This window comes from Biostraticola tofi, from assembly GCF_004343195.1.
Classification (GTDB): Bacteria; Pseudomonadota; Gammaproteobacteria; order Enterobacterales; family Enterobacteriaceae; genus Biostraticola; species Biostraticola tofi.
This window is the reverse complement of sequence record NZ_SMCR01000002.1, coordinates 344,441-362,381: the sequence shown is the minus strand read 5'-3', so window position 1 is coordinate 362,381 and position 17,941 is coordinate 344,441. Positions and strand designations below refer to the sequence as shown.

At 55.6% G+C, this 17,941-nt stretch carries 12 protein-coding genes, 1 tRNA gene and 1 pseudogene; 1 reads left to right on the top strand and 13 read right to left on the bottom strand.

Features of this window, described 5'->3' with window-relative positions; all coding sequences use genetic code 11:
* Nucleotides 1-462: 462 nt before the first annotated feature.
* The 12 genes and pseudogenes from rnr to nnr all read right to left on the bottom strand — a co-directional run.
* A pseudogene (gene rnr, locus EDC52_RS05820) lies at nt 463-2,961 on the bottom strand (ribonuclease R); the annotation flags it as partial.
* 393 nt (nt 2,962-3,354) lie between these two features.
* A complete protein-coding gene (locus EDC52_RS05815; RefSeq protein ID WP_131864387.1) occupies nt 3,355-4,653 on the bottom strand; it encodes an adenylosuccinate synthase in 1,299 nt (432 codons plus the stop codon).
* 100 nt (nt 4,654-4,753) lie between these two features.
* Nucleotides 4,754-4,954: a DUF2065 domain-containing protein gene (locus EDC52_RS05810; RefSeq protein WP_131864386.1), complete on the bottom strand. Its 201-nt coding sequence runs from the start codon at nt 4,952-4,954 to the stop codon at nt 4,754-4,756.
* Between the two features lie 258 nt (nt 4,955-5,212).
* Nucleotides 5,213-6,226, bottom strand: a complete 1,014-nt coding sequence (gene hflC, locus EDC52_RS05805; protein ID WP_131864385.1) for a protease modulator HflC — start codon at nt 6,224-6,226, stop codon at nt 5,213-5,215.
* Nucleotides 6,227-6,229: 3 nt separating this feature from the next.
* Nucleotides 6,230-7,486: an FtsH protease activity modulator HflK gene (hflK, locus tag EDC52_RS05800; RefSeq protein WP_131864384.1), complete on the bottom strand. Its 1,257-nt coding sequence runs from the start codon at nt 7,484-7,486 to the stop codon at nt 6,230-6,232.
* 58 nt (nt 7,487-7,544) lie between these two features.
* A complete protein-coding gene (hflX, locus tag EDC52_RS05795) occupies nt 7,545-8,825 on the bottom strand; it encodes a ribosome rescue GTPase HflX (protein ID WP_131864383.1) in 1,281 nt (426 codons plus the stop codon).
* A gap of 95 nt (nt 8,826-8,920) precedes the next feature.
* Nucleotides 8,921-9,226 carry an RNA chaperone Hfq gene (gene hfq / locus EDC52_RS05790; RefSeq protein ID WP_131864382.1) on the bottom strand — a complete coding sequence of 102 codons (306 nt, stop codon included), beginning with the start codon at nt 9,224-9,226 and terminating at the stop codon, nt 8,921-8,923.
* 114 nt (nt 9,227-9,340) lie between these two features.
* The gene (miaA, locus tag EDC52_RS05785) at nt 9,341-10,282 is read right to left on the bottom strand and encodes a tRNA (adenosine(37)-N6)-dimethylallyltransferase MiaA (RefSeq protein WP_131864381.1); all 942 of its coding nucleotides are present in this window, start codon (nt 10,280-10,282) and stop codon (nt 9,341-9,343) included.
* On the bottom strand, nt 10,275-12,329 hold the full coding sequence (gene mutL, locus EDC52_RS05780; RefSeq protein WP_131864380.1) for a DNA mismatch repair endonuclease MutL: 2,055 nt from the start codon (nt 12,327-12,329) through the stop codon (nt 10,275-10,277). The genes miaA and mutL overlap by 8 nt, the downstream gene beginning before the upstream one ends.
* A gap of 19 nt (nt 12,330-12,348) precedes the next feature.
* Nucleotides 12,349-14,061 (bottom strand): N-acetylmuramoyl-L-alanine amidase AmiB, encoded by a 1,713-nt coding sequence (amiB, locus tag EDC52_RS05775; protein WP_131864379.1) that lies wholly within the window; start codon nt 14,059-14,061, stop codon nt 12,349-12,351.
* Entirely contained in the window at nt 14,061-14,540 is a 480-nt protein-coding gene (tsaE, locus tag EDC52_RS05770; RefSeq protein ID WP_131864378.1) for a tRNA (adenosine(37)-N6)-threonylcarbamoyltransferase complex ATPase subunit type 1 TsaE, read from the bottom strand. The genes amiB and tsaE overlap by 1 nt, the downstream gene beginning before the upstream one ends.
* Before the next feature lie 9 nt (nt 14,541-14,549).
* Nucleotides 14,550-16,070, bottom strand: coding sequence for a bifunctional ADP-dependent NAD(P)H-hydrate dehydratase/NAD(P)H-hydrate epimerase (gene nnr / locus EDC52_RS05765; protein WP_131864377.1), 1,521 nt, complete (start codon nt 16,068-16,070; stop codon nt 14,550-14,552).
* Here nnr and queG point away from each other — a divergent pair.
* Complete coding sequence (gene queG, locus EDC52_RS05760) at nt 16,069-17,208, top strand: tRNA epoxyqueuosine(34) reductase QueG (protein WP_131864376.1); 1,140 nt, start codon at nt 16,069-16,071, stop codon at nt 17,206-17,208. The genes nnr and queG overlap by 2 nt on opposite strands.
* Nucleotides 17,209-17,845: 637 nt before the next feature.
* Here the strand turns inward: queG and EDC52_RS05755 are convergent.
* A tRNA-Gly gene (locus tag EDC52_RS05755) sits at nt 17,846-17,920 on the bottom strand.
* Between the last annotated feature and the right edge of the window lie 21 nt (nt 17,921-17,941).

Sequence of the window (17,941 nt, the reverse complement as noted above, 5' to 3'; positions counted from 1 at the left end):
TGTTTCAGCCGCTGGCTTGGCGGTGCTTGCCGCTGGCTTGGCCTTATCTGCCGTCGCCGGCTGCGCGGCGGGTGCCGGGCTTACCGATGCGGGCGCTGTAGAGGCCGCTTTGGGCGTCGCCTTTCTGCTGCGCCTGGTTGTCTGGCTCTGCTCACCGCTGGCTGACTGAATGGCGGCAGATGCTGACTCGGTGCGCACCGGCCTGCCGGCAGGCGGGGTATCAGACGACTGATGGGCCGCAGGTTGTCCCGCATGGCTCTGCGCCTCCTGGGCCGCTGCATTGGATTTGGCAGCCTTGCGGCGGGCGTTGCGTGAAGGCCTGGAGGTCGCATCCACTACAGGCGCAATAGCGGCTGAGGATGCAGGCTGTTCTCGGGTATCAGTAACTACCGGCGTTTCTGCTGCGGCCGCATTGGCTTTAGCCGCATTGGCTTTAGCCGCCGCCCTGCGGCGCGCACTGCGCGATGGGGCGGCGGGCTTGTCCGCCGCCGGATTGCCGCCAGTAGACGACGGACCGGCGACCTTTTGATCCAAAGCGCTAGCCGGGTTGTTTTTCAACCCAGCGCTGCGGTTCTTATCCCTTGAGGCCTTCCCTTTCGGCTTGGTTTTCTGGCTACCGCTGTCACCCTGACGGAATACGCTGTCGGACTCGAAGTTGGCCGGCTGCTTGGTGGTATGCCGACGGCGCGGCGGTTTGCTGCCTTCACTGGAAGCCCCTCTCGGCTGTTGCCGTGAACGATTTCGCTCGGTCTTACCTGCACCGCGCGGCTGACGTTTACTCGACACCAGAGAAAAATCGATTTTGCGCTCGTCCATATGGACGGCTTCGACACGAATTTCTACCGAGTCGCCCAGACGATAGCTGGAGCCGCCGGACTCACCAATCAGACGCTGGCCGATGTTGTCGTAACGGTAATAGTCATTATCAAGGGTGGAGACATGCACCAGGCCGTCGATAAACAGTTCATTGAGGCGCACGAAGAAACCAAAACCGGTAACGCTGGCGATGATGCCGCTGAATACTTCGCCGACCTGGTCCTGCATAAAGTCGCATTTCAGCCAGTCAGCGACATCGCGTGTCGCTTCGTCTGCCCGACGCTCGCTCATGGAGCAGTGCTGGCCCAGCTGCAGCATCTCAGTCAGCTCCGAATGCCAGCCGCCGGTCGCGGTGGAACGACCGGTCAGTTCGCCCTCGTCACGGGCCAGCAAGTACTTGATGGCGCGATGCAGCGCCAGATCGGGATAACGCCGAATCGGTGAGGTAAAGTGAGCATACGCCTGCAGCGCCAGCCCGAAATGGCCCCGATTTTCAGGATCATAAATAGCCTGTTTCATTGAGCGCAGCAGCATGGTCTGCAGCATTTCGTGATCCGGTCGATCGGCGACGATATTCATCATCTCGGCGTAATCTTTCGGCTCAGGCTTCAAGCCGCCGCCCAGGCTAAGGCCCAGCTCGCCGAGGACACTGCGCAGCGCGGTGATGTGATCATTGCTGGGACGATCGTGCACCCGATAAAGCGCCGGCTCATTGTTTTTCTCTACAAAACGCGCAGCGGCGATGTTCGCCAGAATCATGCATTCTTCGATCAGTTTATGGGCATCATTGCGCATCACCGGTTCGATACGGTCAATCCGGCGTTCTGCGTTGAAGATAAACTTGGCCTCTTCGGTTTCGAAAGAGATACCGCCGCGCTCGGCACGTGCGATATCCAGCGCCTTGTACATCTCATGCAGCGTCTCAAGCGGCTTGATAAGCGGCTTGTAATGATCACGTAATTCCTGGTGGCCCTGCAGGATCTGCCAGACCTTATTATAGGTCAGCCGGGCGTGGGAGTTCATCACCGCTTCATAGAATTTGTAAGAAGACAGCCTGCCCTGAGCGGAAATGGTCATTTCACACACCATGCAAAGCCGATCAACCTGGGGATTGAGTGAACACAAGCCGTTTGACAAGACTTCCGGCAGCATGGGAATGACTTGCGATGGGAAATAGACCGACGTCCCGCGGCCCCTGGCTTCATCATCTAATGGCGTATTGGGCCGCACATAATAGCTGACGTCGGCTATAGCAACCCACAGGCGCCAGCCGCCGCCGCGTTTCTTCTCACAGAACACCGCATCATCAAAGTCGCGGGCATCTTCACCGTCGATAGTCACCAGTTGAAGATTGCGCAGGTCGACACGGCCGCGTTTGGCCTCTGCCGGCACCTCTTCTTTCAGACTGGCAATCTGTTCTTCGACTTCAGGCGGCCAGGTATAGGGAATATCGTGGGTGCGGACCGCGATATCAACCGCCATGCCGGTACCCATGTTTTCGCCCAGAATCTCGACGACTTTGCCGATGGCTTTAGTCCGTCTGGTCGGACGCTGGGTCAACTCGACAACCACTACCGAGCCCATCCGCGCACCGGCGGTGCCCTCGGGCGGAATCAGGATATCAAAACTCAGGCGGCTGTCGTCAGGCACCACGAATGCGCTGCCGGCATCGACAAAGTAGCGGCCAACGATCTGGCTGGTTTTTGGCACCAGCACGCGGACAATCCGGCCTTCGCGGCGGCCGCGGCGATCTTCGCCCAGCGGCTGCGCCATGACCACATCGCCATGGATAGCCATTTTCATCTGCTCGGCGGACAGGTAAAGGTCGTCTTTTCGCCCTTCTACTCTGAGGAAGCCGAAGCCATCGCGATGGCCAATAACCGTTCCGCGCAGCAGGTCCAGACGTTCTGGCAGCGCATAGCACTGACGACGGGTAAATATCAGTTGGCCGTCGCGCTCCATAGCGCGCAAGCGACGACGCAGCCCTTCAATCTGATCTTCACCGGTGATGTTAAATTCCTGCGCAAGCTCTTCGCGGCTGACCGGCTTTTCCCGCTTGGCCAGGTGCTCCAGGATGAATTCCCGGCTGGGGACGGGGAATTCGTATTTTTCTGCTTCACGTTGCAGAAAGGGATCTTGAGACATGCGCTACCTCCATTGTCTAAAACAGGTTGCCATGCCGATATCATTCAGCAAGCAATAAATATGTAGAGCGGCGGATTTTCTGTCTGCAACCGGACAAAACATCTTGTCAGATGTTGTCAGAAATCTCGAAAGGCCTGCTGCAATACCCGTTTTACACCGCAGGCAGGAGGGGAAGACAAAATTCCGCACTACAATTGACGATATATCTACGGTTGGGCCGTCAATACGCCATCATGACTTATAAGAGTAACCTTTAGGAACCAAACAGGCTATATGACTTGTGAGGCCACTTTAACAAAGTCGTTTCGCGGATAGGCTAACTTATTGATAGATAAAAATAAACCGGGACAAGCCCGGTTTAGTATAATTTGATGGCGAGAAGCCTTTTATGCATTATGCATCAAAGGGATCACGCAAAATCATGGTTTCAGAACGATCCGGACCCGTTGAGATGATATCAATCGGTACACCGGTGATTTCTTCAATGCGGCGAATATAGCTGCGCGCCGCTTCCGGCAGCTGGTCATATTCTTTTACGCCGAAGGTGGACTCACTCCAGCCAGGCAGGCTTTCGTAGATCGGTTCAATCCCTTCCCAACCTTCAGCAGCCAGCGGCGTGGTGGTCAGTTGGCGACCGTCTGGCATGCGGTAGCCGATACAGATTTTGACCTCTTTCAGGCCATCCAGCACGTCCAGTTTGGTCAAACAGAAACCGGAGAGGGAGTTGATCTGTACCGAGCGGCGGACGGCAACCGCGTCCAGCCAGCCAGTGCGGCGACGGCGGCCGGTAGTCGCGCCGAACTCATTGCCTTTGGTGCTGAGGAATTCACCGATATCATCAAACAGCTCGGTCGGGAACGGGCCGGCACCTACGCGGGTAGAATAGGCTTTGACAATGCCCAGTACATAGTCGACATAGCGCGGACCCAAGCCTGAACCGGTGGCAACGCCGCCGGCGGTGGTGTTGGAAGAGGTGACATACGGATAGGTGCCATGATCGATGTCCAGCAGGGTGCCCTGGGCACCTTCGAACATGATAAGGTCGCCACGCTGGCGGGCGCTGTCCAGCAGTTCAGACACATCAACCACCATGCCGGTCAGGATATCGGCAACCGCCATCACCTCATCGAGGATGGTCTGGTAGTCCACGGCATCGGCTTTGTAGTAATTGACCAGCTGGAAGTTGTGATAATCAACAATGTCTTTCAGCTTGATCGCAAAGGTTTCTTTATTGAAAAGATCGCTGACACGCAGGCCGCGGCGCGCGACTTTGTCTTCATAGGCAGGGCCTATGCCGCGACCGGTAGTGCCGATAGCTTTGGCTCCACGGGCTTTTTCACGCGCAACGTCCAGCGCAACATGATAGGAGAGGATCAGCGGGCAAGCTTCTGACAGCAGCAAACGCTCACGTACTGGTACGCCACGAGCTTCAAGTTCACCCATTTCTTTCATCAGGGCTTCCGGCGACAAGACAACGCCGTTCGCAATGATGCTGGTTACGTTTTCACGCAGAATACCAGATGGAATTAAATGAAGAACGGTTTTTTCACCGTTGATAACCAAAGTATGACCGGCGTTGTGGCCGCCCTGATAACGAACGACATATTTAGCGCGTTCAGTCAGCAGATCCACGACCTTGCCTTTACCTTCGTCACCCCATTGGGTGCCCAGTACGACGACGTTCTTACCCATCTCAAAATTCACCAGATTGCTTAAAAAAGGATTCTAACATCTCAATCCCCTGCTTTCAGTACTTTTTACCACCGTATTGCCCACTTTTTTAGCTCTGGGATCAACCTCCCATTTTGTGACGCAACATATAGTAGATTACGCAGCCCGCAACCACTAAACCGCCGCCAAAGCGTCTCAGCAGCGCATCGGGCAGTGTCGACAGCGTGCCGATCATTTTTCGCCACAGGGCGGGAAACAGCATCGGGCCTAGGCCTTCAAGTACCAATACTAGCCCCAGCGCCATCCAGATAGTCGGACTCATGTTATCTCCCGGTAGAGTCAGTGAAATGATGTGCCAGCCAAGATAAAGAGGAAAAAGAAAGAGTAAAGGGAAAAAGTGAGACAACTTGTTAGACGTCTCTGGCGAATTGGGTCAGTGCCGGCCCAGTGGCTGCAGGCCGGCGTCGCACCGCCAACCGGGGGTAAGGCGCATTGCCGGCACGCAAAAAAAAACCCGCCGGATTCGGCGGGCTTAAGCACACAGCATCGAGTGCGCTGCACTCCGGGATAACGACCGCCGTTACGGACGGACCAGAGAGGTGGCTTCAGGTGATTTCATAAAGCGGAAGAAATCACTGTCAGGACTCAGCACCATAATGTCGTTATTGCCGCTGAAGCTGTTTTCATAGGCACGCAGACTGCGGATGAAAGCATAAAATTCCGGATCTTCGCTGAATGCGTCCGCAAACAGTTTAGCCGTTTCGGCATCGGCTTCACCACGCGTGATGAGCGCAGTACGCTCGGCCTCCGCCAGAGTACGGGTCACTTCGTAGTCGGCAGTCGCGCGCAGCTTTTCAGCCTCTTCCTGGCCCTGTGAACGATGGCGACGGGCAACAGCTTCACGCTCGGCACGCATACGTTGATAGATAGCGTCAGAGACTTCAGCCGGCAGGTTGATCTGCTTGATGCGCACATCCACGACTTCGATACCCAACGCCGCCATGCTGTTCGGATTGACCGCCGGCTGTTTGCCGCTGGTCTCACGCTCCACACGTGCCGCTGCCGATGCGATGGCGTCATCTGCGGCGGTAGTCTGGATTTCCTCATCATCGCCGGCGCTGCCGGTATTCAGCGCCTGGCGCACATCGGTCATCAGTCGGTTACGGGAATCTGTAACGATACCCTTGACATCCAGACGACCCAGTTCAGAACGCAAACGGTCACTGAACTTACGCTTGAGCAGCACTTCAGCCTGCGACACATCGCCGCCGCCGGTAGCCAGGTAATAGCGACTGAAATCGCTGATACGCCATTTGATATAGGAATCGACGATCAGATCTTTTTTCTCCATGGTCACAAAGCGGTCAGCCTGATTTTCCATGGTCTGGATACGTGCATCCAGTGATTTAACCGTCTCAATAAACGGAATTTTAAAGTGCAGACCCGGATTAAAGATTTCCGGTTTATTTTCGTCATCGCGCAGGACTTTACCGAAACGCAGCACGATACCACGCTGGCCTTCCTGGACCACGAAAAGTGATGCATACAGCACCACCAGCACCGCGATAAGAACAAGTATTAAGGGCTTACGCATCGGTTACTCTCTCCCTACGCGAGTGGTATCTTCACGTTGAGCATTCGCTTTACGCTGATCCATGATTGAATTATTGCTGTTGCGCGTAGCATTCGACGCACTGCTGCTGCCGCTCGGTGCCGGCAGGCGCATGAGACTGCTGCCGCTGTTGTCCTGGCGCTCGCCGCCAGCGGGTGCATTTCGCAGCATTTGTTCCAGGGGCAGTACCATCAGGTTGCCGCCGCTCTTATCATTGACCAGGATTTTGCGGGTATGGCTCAGCACGCGTTCCATGGCATCGATATACAAGCGCTCACGGGTGATCTGCGGTGCGGCTTTATATTCCGGCAGAACTTTGGCGAAACGCTGGACTTCACCCTGAGCTTCCAGGACGGTGCGCGCTTTATAGGCGCGACCTTCTTCCAGTATACGCTGCGCCTGCCCGTTGGCACGAGGCTGCACTTCGTTGGAATAGGCTTCCGCTTCGCGGATGTACTGCTGCTCATTCTCACGTGCGGCAATGGCATCGTCGAACGCCGCTTTGACCTCTTCGGGCGGACGGGCTGCCTGGAAGTTGACGTCCAGCAAGGTGATACCCATGTTGTAAGGCTGGATGGTTTCCTCCAGTACCCGCTGGGTATCGCTTCTGACCACGGTACGTCCTTCGGTCAGGATACGGTCCATGGTGTATTTGCCGATAACACCGCGCAAGGCGCTGTCGGTCGCCTGGCGCAGGCTGTCGTCAGCATTGGTGACGCTGAACAGATAGCGTTCCGGATCGGTCACCCGGTACTGCACGTTCATCTCGACGCGCACCACGTTTTCATCGGAGGTAAGCATGACGCCTGAAGCAGCCAGTTCACGTACCGATTCAACATTAACCGCACGGACGTTATCGATAAAGGTGGGCTTCCAGTTCAGACCCGGCTGGACCAGATGATCGAACTTGCCGAAACGAACCACCACGCCGCGCTCGGCTTCCTTGATGGTATAAAAGCCGCTGCCTGCCCAGATCACCACCACCGCAGCGGCAGCCAGAGCAAAAATACGGCTACTGCGGCCAGCGCCGCGGTTTGAACCGCCGGTATTGTCAGGATTACGGTTGCCGCCGCCAAAGCCGCCAATTTTTTTGCTGAGTTTCCTGAAGATATCGTCAAGATCAGGAGGCCCCTGCTCGCGTCCGCCTTTATTATTATTTCCGCCAGAGTTGCCGCTATTATTATTGCTGCTTCCCCACGGGTCGCGGTCATGTCCGTTATTACCGGGCTGATTCCACGCCATGTTTTAGCTCCATTTTACTTTAATTAGTATTCTTCAGGCTTTAGTTCCCAAAGGACGGTCAGACAATGTAGTCCACCAACTCGTTTTCCTGCTTGCAAAGACGATGCCAGTCAATGATAGGCATTCTGACTACCAAGCCAACACTGCCGTCGTCTTCGATCCATTCCTTTTCAATCGCCTGTAGCTGGTGAAAACGACTACGCAAACGTCCAGCCTGGGGAGGCAGGCGCAGCTCATGCTGTGCAATTTCTCCCGACAGACGCTCGGTCAACGCCTGAAAAAGCAATGGAATACCTTCGCCGGTCTGGGCAGATAACCATACTCTGACCGGGATATTTTCTTCATCGCGATCAATACGCGGGATAAAATCCTCCAGCATATCGATTTTGTTCATTACCAGCAGTACCGGAATGTCGTCAGCTTCTATTTCCGCCAGCACCGAGTCCACGGCGTCGATGTTTTCCTTGATACGTCCGTCGGCTGCGTCCACTACGTGCAGCAGCAGCGTAGCCTGCCGAGTTTCCTGCAGGGTTGCCTTGAAAGCCGCCACCAGGTCATGGGGAAGATGACGGATAAACCCTACCGTATCTGCCAGCACGGTATCGCCGACGTCGCCAACCGTAATACGCCTGAGCGTCGGGTCGAGGGTGGCAAAAAGCTTATCGGCCGCATAAACACCGGCATCGGTTATCTGGTTGAACAGGGTAGATTTACCGGCATTGGTATAACCTACCAGCGATACTGTCGGCACATCGGCGCGTGCACGGGCTCTTCGTCCCTGGTCACGCTGTTTCTCGACCCGCTCCAGGCGGGAAAGGATCAGGGTAATACGGTTACGCAACAGCCTGCGGTCAGTTTCAAGCTGTGTTTCGCCCGGACCCCGCAGACCGATGCCGCCCTTCTGGCGTTCAAGGTGTGTCCATCCTCGCACCAGCCGCGTCGCCAGGTGACGCAATTGCGCCAGCTCTACCTGTAGCTTACCCTCATGGGTCCGCGCACGCTGGGCGAATATGTCAAGAATGAGACCGGTACGATCTATTACCCGGCATTCACAGACGCGCTCAAGATTTCGCTCCTGGGCCGGAGACAAAGCATGATCAAATAATACGACAGACGCGCCACTGGTTTTAACCGCATCGGCAATTTCTTCGGCCTTTCCTTCGCCGACAAAGTATTTGGGATGGGGCGCCCTGCGGCTCCCGGTGATGACGTGCAGCGTCTCTACCCCGGCGGAAGAGACCAGGGATTCAAACTCCCTAAGATCTTCCATGTCTTTGTCTTGTGCGAAAAAAACGTGAACCAGTATGGCCTGCTCACCGGCATCATAACGGTCAAACAAGCGTACAACCTCTCAAACGGATAAACCGCAGTTATGACGGAGCCTTAGCGCCTTAAAACGCTAAAGCACCGCGACAGGGTCAGAATCGACCCGCCTTATTCGGCATCATCACTTTCCGGCGCAGGCTGCTGGCCGGCTGGGGTGCTACCATGATGGTAATTGCTGGAACCGCCGCCCGAATTGTTATTGTGATGCGCTACCGGACGAGAAGGAACCACGGTCGAAATGGCGTGCTTGTAAACCATTTGACTAACCGTGTTTTTCAGCAAAATCACAAACTGGTCAAACGACTCAATCTGCCCCTGTAATTTGATGCCATTAACCAAATAAATAGAAACCGGAACGCGTTCCCGACGCAATGCGTTCAAGAACGGATCTTGCAAAGATTGCCCCTTAGCCATTCTATCTTTTCCTTATGTGCTTGTTGTTTTTAACAAGAACCATGTGGCTCTAAATATATAAACGATGTAAAAAAAGCGCGTTCAGTACTTATCAATTGTACACAATCAGTCAACCTATGCACTAACAACCTGTAATACCGTTTCAACGGCGGCTTGAGGCTGTTCGCTGTCAAGCCAGTGCGCAGCCTCCCAGCCGCGCAGCCAGGTCATTTGTCGCTTGGCAAGCTGTCGTGTCGCGCAAATACCACGAAAAACCATCTCATCGTAATCAACTTCACCGGATAAATAGGCCCACATCTGACGATAACCGACACAGCGGACGGACGGCATATCCGCATGCAAATCACCCCGAGCAAAAAGTGTCCTGGCTTCCTGCTCAAAACCGGCAGCCAGCATCTGGTGAAAGCGCTGTTCTATTCGTCGATGCAGCAATTCACGATTGTTAGGTGCGATGATGAACTGAAAGACCCGGTAAGGTAAGGTCTCGCCGGATATTTTTGTCATTTCCGTTAGAGTTTTACCTGAAACGAAAAAAACTTCCAGTGCCCTGGACAGTCTCTGAGGATCATTAGGATGAATACGCAGAGCGGCAATCGGATCAATCTGTTGCAACTGCCGGTGCAATACATCCCAACCCCTGAGTTGGGCATCCTGCTCAATACGCTCTCTGACGGCGGCATCCGCCGGAGGCAAAGGCGATAACCCCTCTAGCAGCGCTTTGTAATAGAGCATGGTGCCGCCAACCAATAATGGCACACGTCCGGAAGCGGTGATTTCTGCCATTTCACTCAGTGCATCACGGCGGAAATCCGCAGCCGAATAGCTCTCGGACGGATCACGGATATCGATCAATCGGTGAGGAGCCTGGGCCAATTCATCTTTGCTGGGTTTCGCCGTCCCGATATCCATCTCGCGATATATTAATGCCGAATCGACGCTTATCAGTTCAACCGGCAACTGCCGACGCAGAGTCATCGCCAGAGCGGTCTTGCCCGATGCGGTCGGGCCCATGATAAATATGGCCGGCGGAAGGCTGGCGATATCGGGTCTAATCATTTTTCAGGGCCTTAACAGCAGCCTCAAGTTCAAGTAATACCAGCAGCTCATCAGGCGGGGCTTTCACCCAGTGCGGACATAGCCGCTCAACTTCACAGAGCAATTGTATCGCCTGGGAATGGCTCCAGGCATGTTGTTCATCGTTTAACTGGCGGGCAATCCAGGCAGCGATGTCGTCATGAGATAAAGAGTCATGATGAGAGAGGTAGCCTAACAGTTCTGGAATCAAGTTTTGTAAATTTTGTTGGCGTAACGGTAAAGGTACCGCATTTAGTATTGCCTGCCGGTGATTTACCTGCATTGCAATTCCCATTTCGGCCAGCATTGCCTGGTACTGGCCGAAGGCCCGGGCCTCGTTGTCCTTAAGGGTTAACCGCAACGGAATCAGTAACGGCTGGGCCTTGAGGATTTCGCCCCCCGGGGTTAATTGCTTTTGCCGCAGTCCCCGCTCGGCAAACGGCAGTGAAATCAGCGCCAGCCGGTGGCGAAACTCAACCAGCGCATAGCAAGGCGGGTAGATAGTCAGCACCTTCCCGAAACTCTGGACATCATCGGCGACAGGAGGTGTATTGCCGGCCAGGACCTCGGCGCTGTTCAGGCGCTTGTCATCAGCGGCAGCGGTATCGAGCAGGCGGCGATAGATTTCCCCTTCCCGGCGCTGATATTCCCGTGGCAGATAGCCGGGACGGTCGCGCATTTTCTGTGCGGCAGCCACGGGATCAATTTGATGCTGCCTCGGGTCTCTGGCGACATCGGGGTAGGCGTTGCCGCTTGTACTTCCGACACCAGTAGAGGCGCTGCTGCCGCCTGTCCTTCCGACACCAGTATAGGCGCTGCCGCCGCCTGTCCTTCCGACACCGGTATAGGCGCGGCCTTCCGCACTGGCATCGCCGCCACGCTTGAATATATCCCTCTGCCCGACGGGCAATTCACGACTGTCTACCGACGGGGTTGAAAAATGGTTGGTCCCGGATGCCGCACGGTTTTCCGGCGACCACGTTGCGGGTGCGGTTTCAGCACCCGTTTCGCCCAGCGTCAACGGATCGGCCTGATGCTGCGCCAGCACGGCGATGACCGCCTGATAAATGAAATCGTGCACCAGTCGGGCCTGATGAAAACGCACTTCATGCTTGGCCGGATGGACATTGACATCCACCTGGTGGGGACTGACATCCAGATAAAGGACAAATGCCGGTTGCTGCCCATCACTCAGTTGCTCCTGATAGGCCTGGCGAATGGCGTGATTAATCAGCTTATCTCTCATCATTCGGTTGTTAACGTAGCAATACTGCATCTCCGGCAAGTCGCCTTCCCCGCGCGGATCCGCAACCCAGCCGCGGATATTCAGATCGCCGTGATTCCAGGACACCTCCAGCGCCCGCTGTACAAAAGCAGCGCCGCACAGATTGCCCAGCCGGCGCAGATGCTGGGATCCAGCGTTGGCCGCCCGGTATTGCCGGACTGTTTTACCGTTGTGCTGCAGGGTGAACGTCACATCAAAGCGCGCCAGCGCGATGCGTTTAACAATTTCGTCAATATGGGCGAATTCGGTTTTATCGGTGCGCATGAACTTACGCCGTGCCGGCGTGTTGTAAAACAAATCCATCACTTCAACCGTACACCCGACCGGATGGGCCGCAGGTTTCACCGTCACCGTCATATCGCGGCCTTCGGCATAAGCTTGCCAGGCTTCCGACTGCGTATCCGTTCGGGAGGTAATGGTCAGTCGGGAAACAGAACTGATACTGGCCAGGGCTTCGCCGCGGAATCCCATACTGATGATAGCTTCAAGGTCCTCTAGCGAGGCAATTTTACTGGTGGCGTGACGCGCCAGGGAAAGCGCCAGATCATCCTTGCCAATACCGCAGCCGTTATCGCGGATACGAATAAGCCTGGCGCCGCCCTTTTCAATATCGATATCAATACGGCTGGCGCCGGCGTCAAGACTGTTCTCCACCAGTTCTTTCACCACCGATGCCGGGCGTTCGACCACTTCACCGGCGGCGATCTGGTTGGCCAGTTGCGGTGGTAGTATCTTGATAGCCATGACTGCCCCTCCTGTTAACTCAGCGAGCCGGAATAACCAGCGTCTGGCCCAGCATGACATTATCCGTTTTCAATTTATTCGCCTGGCTGATAGCGCCGGCGCTGACGCCATATTTCGCCGCTATCGAGGTAAGCGAATCGCCAGTCACCACTTTATGCCGACTGACTCCCCGGGCAGACGACGCCGCAGACGCCGCCGCTTCGGCAGGAATATTCAATCGCTGCCCCACCCAGACAGTCGCCTTTTTCAGCTTGTTCATCTGCTGGAGCTGGGCCATGCTGATACCATACTGCGACGCCAGGCCCGACAGGGTTTCACCTCGCTGTACCGTATGACGCACCATTTTGCCGGTATAAGGCTTCACGGCGCTGGCGTTGGACTGCGCTACCGCCTGGGCGCCGCTGGCGCCAGCATCGTCCGCAGAGCTAACGCCCTGGGGACGATTTTCCAACTTTGGGCCATTTTGCATCGGATGCGACTGGAAATAGAGGCGCAATCCCTGATACAGGGCATTAGCGATCTTCTCCTGGTACGCGCTGCTACCCAGCAGCCGCTCCTCAGATCTGTTGCTGATAAAGCCGGTTTCCACTAACAGCGAGGGAATATCCGGGGATCGAAGGACGCCCAAGCTGGCATGCTCAGGGCGTCGCTTATGCAAAGAGCCGACCGACTGCAGCTGGCGCAGCACCTTCACCGCGACATCATAGCCGACGCGTTGAGAGTGGCCGAACTGCAGATCAAGCACTGCCTGGCTCAGGTAAGGATCAGATGAGCTGTTAGCCAGCAGATCGCCCGCTCCGCCAAGCAATTCGGACTGCTTTTCATGCTGTTCAAGCCAGTTGCCCATTTCGCTGTTGGCGCGACGGTTTGACAGTACCCATACCGAGGCACCGCTGGCGCTTCGATTAGGCGCAGCATCGGCATGGATCGACACCAGCACGCTGGCGCCTTTTTTACGCGCCACATCCGAGCGGCCCATGACCGAGATAAAGTAGTCACCATCACGCGTCAGTACTGGCTTGAACATCGGATCCTGGTCCAAAAGCGCTTTCAGTTTACGGGCGATGGCAATGGTGACGTTTTTCTCTTTCAGGCCATTGGCGCCGATAGCGCCAGGATCCTGACCGCCATGCCCGGCATCGATCGCTACCACCACCTGGTCGCCCGACGAGACTCGGCTACGGTGTCTATTGCTGGACACCGGCACCGGAACGACAGTACTGTTCTCGGCCACCGTCATCTTGTTGTCGAACGGATTTTTCTCCGACGCATTAGGCGCCGGCGTCGCAGGTTCGGCCCGGGTCACCCTAGCGCTGCTGGCCACAGGCGGGGGACTGACCGGACGCTGGCCGCTTACCGTGACGACCACACTATAGCCGTTGCCCGTTTGCTGGGTACTGGCTCTCACCCGGGCTTTTCCCGTCAGTTCGAACACCAGCCTGATACTCTGCGAATCAACGGCGTTACTGGTCCGTATGCGCTGGATAAGGTTCTGGCCGCTAAATTGCAGGGGCAGTCCCTGAACCGGGCCGCTCTGGCGAATGTCAACAACCACTCTTTCCGGATTATGCAGCCCGAAGAAGGCATAGACCGGCTGCTGGCGAAAACCGAGGGTGACAGTCGCCTGGCTCTGGCCATTGGATACATTGATGTCGCTCAGGGTAGCGCTTAACGCCTGACCGGTCAGTAACAGCAAAGCAAAGAAAAAAAGTATTCTGATGGCTGACCTCATTAGCGCTGTTCCCGCCAGGCACTGAGCTGCGCCACGCTTTGCTGACCTTTGGCCGTCAATCCGCAGGCCACTACCTGTCGACCATCGCCCTGATAGGCAAAGCTCAGGGTGATATCGGGCTCAGGGAGCAGGCCTGCCCCTTGCTGGGGCCATTCAACCAGGCAAATCACATCATCCCGGCCGAAATAATCGCGCACGCCCATGAACTCCAGCTCTTCAGGATCCGTCAGGCGATACAAATCAAAATGGTAAACCGTAAAGCGGGCCAGTTCATAAGGTTCGACCAGAGTATAGGTCGGGCTTTTAACGTTGCCCTGATGGCCCAGCGCCTGGAGAAACCCGCGACTGAAGGTGGTTTTACCCGCGCCCAGATCACCATAGAGGTAAATCACGCAGGCCTGCCGGCAAACATCTGCCAGTTTAGCGCCGAAGGCTAGGGTTGCCGCTTCATCCGGCAAAGGTATTTCACATTTATCCATGTTTGATTTCTATGCGATGTGTTCGGGATTAACAAACGGAAATAATGCCGGCAGCAAATCGGTCGCCAGCATGCCTCGCGTTCCTTTTTCTGCCGCCAGCGCGTCAGCCGCTGCGCCGTGGACTACGCATCCAGCACAGGCCGCATCATAGAGCGACAGCCGTTGCGCAAGCAGGCCCCCAATAATACCGGAAAGTAAATCGCCCATGCCACCAGAGGCCATACCCGCATTGCCGACATCCGCTACCGCCAGCGCTGCGCGGTGGTCGGCAATAAGTGTGCCGGCGCCTTTCAGAACTACCACGCCGCCGTAGCGCTCAGCCAGTTCCCTGGCGGAATGTAAGCGATCACTTTCAACTTCAGCGACGGATCTGCCCAGTAATCGAGCCGCCTCGCCGGGATGGGGAGTAATAATACGATTGTGACGTTTCCCGGGGGTGATTGCCAGCATGTTCAGCGCGTCGGCATCCCAAAGCATCGGTTTATCGGAAAGATTAACCTGATGCAGGGCGTTTTTCCCCCAATCAGACTGACCCAGGCCAGGGCCAATCACAATAATGTCGGCCCATTCCAGTCCATTACCAAGAGAATCTTCGGTGAGTGACTCAACCATCAGTTCCGGTCTGGCGGTCAACAGTGCAGCCATGTTCTCTTCTCGGGTCAGCACCCTGACCAAACCGGCGCCGGTGCGCAGTGCCGCCTCACCGGTCATGCGGATGGCCCCGGACAGGCCGGTATCGCCGCCGACGATCAGCAGCCGGCCATTATCACCCTTGTGGGAACAGGGATCTCTGGGCTTTAACCAGCGCGTCAGTTGGGGCGCAGTCAGTCGCTCCAGCGCCGGCGGCTGGGAGTGAAGCCATTCCTCCAGACCTAAATCATCATAGTGCAATTGGCCCACTACGCGCCGAGCCTTCCCCGTCAGGAGACCAGGCTTTAGTGCAATAAATGTCACGGTGACCGATGCGTTGATCACCTCGCCGGCGGCGGCTCCGGTCTGGGCATGCAGTCCAGATGGAATATCCAGCGAAATAACCGGTGCCAAATGTCGGTTAGCCTGCTGAATAAGCCCGGCATAGGGCTCGCGCGCCGCGTTTTGCAGACCGGTTCCCAGCAGGCCATCAATAATCACCTCGATATCCGCGGGCCATGGCGCATCAGCAGGTAAAATGTCGCCGCCGCTCGCCCGCCACTCTTGCCTGGCCTGATACGCCGGCTGGCCCCGGTCGACACTGTCGTCGTCGCCACAGGCAATGACCTGAACACGCTTGCCGGCAGCGGCGGCTAGCCGGGCCACAACATAAGCATCGCCGCCATTGTTGCCCTTGCCCGCCAGCACTAGCCAATGCCGGGAAAACGGATAATGCCAGCTAGCGAATCGATAGGCCGCGCTGCCGGCCCGCAGCATAAGCTGGTAAAGTGAAACGCCGGCCGCATTGGCCGCCGAGCTTTCCCACTGCCGCAGCCACTGCGCGTCATAGACAGAATATGGTAAACTTAGCAGGTCAGCGTTCTTTTTATGGTCCGTCATGTCATACCCTTTCGATCTTCAAGAATTAGCCCGATTGATTAAACAATGGGGGATAGCGTTGGGATTCCAGCAGATTGGCATCTGCGATACCGATCTCAGTGACCAGGAACCCCTCCTGCAGGCCTGGCTGGACAATCAATACCATGGCGAAATGGATTGGATGGCGCGTCACGGCATGATGCGCGCTCGTCCTCATGAATTATTGCCCGGGACCCTGCGCGTGATAAGCGTGCGGATGAATTATCTGCCCGCCAGGGCCGCCTTCGCCTCCACATTGAAAAATCCCCGATTAGGTTATGTTAGTCGTTATGCGCTGGGACGCGACTATCATAAGGTTCTCAGAAGCCGATTAAAGCAGTTAGGCGAAAAAATCCGCGCCTGGTGCGGGCAAGCGAATTATCGCCCGTTTGTCGATTCGGCACCGATTCTGGAGCGCCCGCTGGCGGCGAAAGCCGGACTAGGCTGGGTTGGCAAACACTCGCTTATTTTGAACCGGGAAGCGGGTTCCTGGTTCTTTCTCGGTGAATTGCTTATCGATCTGCCGTTGCCGGTGGATGGCGCGGTGAAGGAAGAATGCGGAAAGTGCGTGGCCTGTATCACCACCTGCCCGACCGGCGCCATCGTTGCGCCTTATACGGTGGATGCCAGGCGCTGTATCTCCTACCTGACGATTGAGCTCGAGGGAGATATACCTGAAGCGCTGCGTCCGCTAATAGGTAACCGGATTTATGGCTGTGACGATTGCCAACTGATATGTCCCTGGAATCGCTTTTCGCAACTCACCGATGAGGCGGATTTTTCACCACGGGCGGCATTACATGCGCCTGAGCTTATCGATTTATTCCACTGGGACGAAGCCCGGTTTCTGCGAGTGACTGAGGGGTCGGCCATCAGGCGTATCGGCCATCTGCGCTGGCTGCGCAATATCGCCGTTGCGCTGGGAAACGCACCTTACGAACCGGCGGTGCTGTCAGCGCTGCAATCGCGATCTGGAGAAAATGCACTGCTGGACCGCCATATACAGTGGGCGGTCGGCGAGCAGTTGGCTCGTCGCGAGGCGCAAAGCGTCAAGGTGCAGACTGCGCAGCAGCAGCGGCTGGTCAGATCAATCGAAAAGGGATTATCGCGGGATGCTTGAGCAGATGACCAAAGGCATTAAAACGAAGGTTATCAGCCTGTGAATAAAAATAAAAACCCTTTCACAATCAAGCATGATAAAAAAGACAATAGCGCAAGCGTAGCTTTTGAAATAAATATTTACCCCGCAGAATCAGCAAGATAAAAAAACTCCGATTTAGATCATTAACATTGAGGAAAAGTGTATTGCAGGGGAAGCCTGTGGATAACTCTGTTTAAAAGATTATTCACCGTCGGCTGTCTCGTCAGCCATAAACACTAGCGTGTGGATAAGTCATTGAGAAGAAAAAGGACTGTCTCAAGTGGCAGAATAAGCGGGTTAATCATAATAACCCCCTGATAAATAATGATTTACAACATCTTGCAGCTTCAGGAAGGCGGGCATTATGTCTTTCTTGAACCACCTTGGCAAGACATCTTTAAAAAAACGGGCAACCGAACGATTTCGCCAGGCACATTCTCTGCCAACCCGGGTTAAGAAGAAATCGAAATTTAAACACCTAGCTCACAATATCATCATAAATATTTATAAATATTCCGGCAATAGGCCTGTAATCCGGGAGCGAACCATAAAAAAAGGGCCCGCAGGCCCTCTTTTAGCTAGCTGCAACTTTCTCACGAACCCTGCAGAGCATTATTGGAGCGGGAAACGAGGCTCGAACTCGCGACCCCAACCTTGGCAAGGTTGTGCTCTACCACTGAGCTATTCCCGCAATACTGTGGCGCAGCCCTGT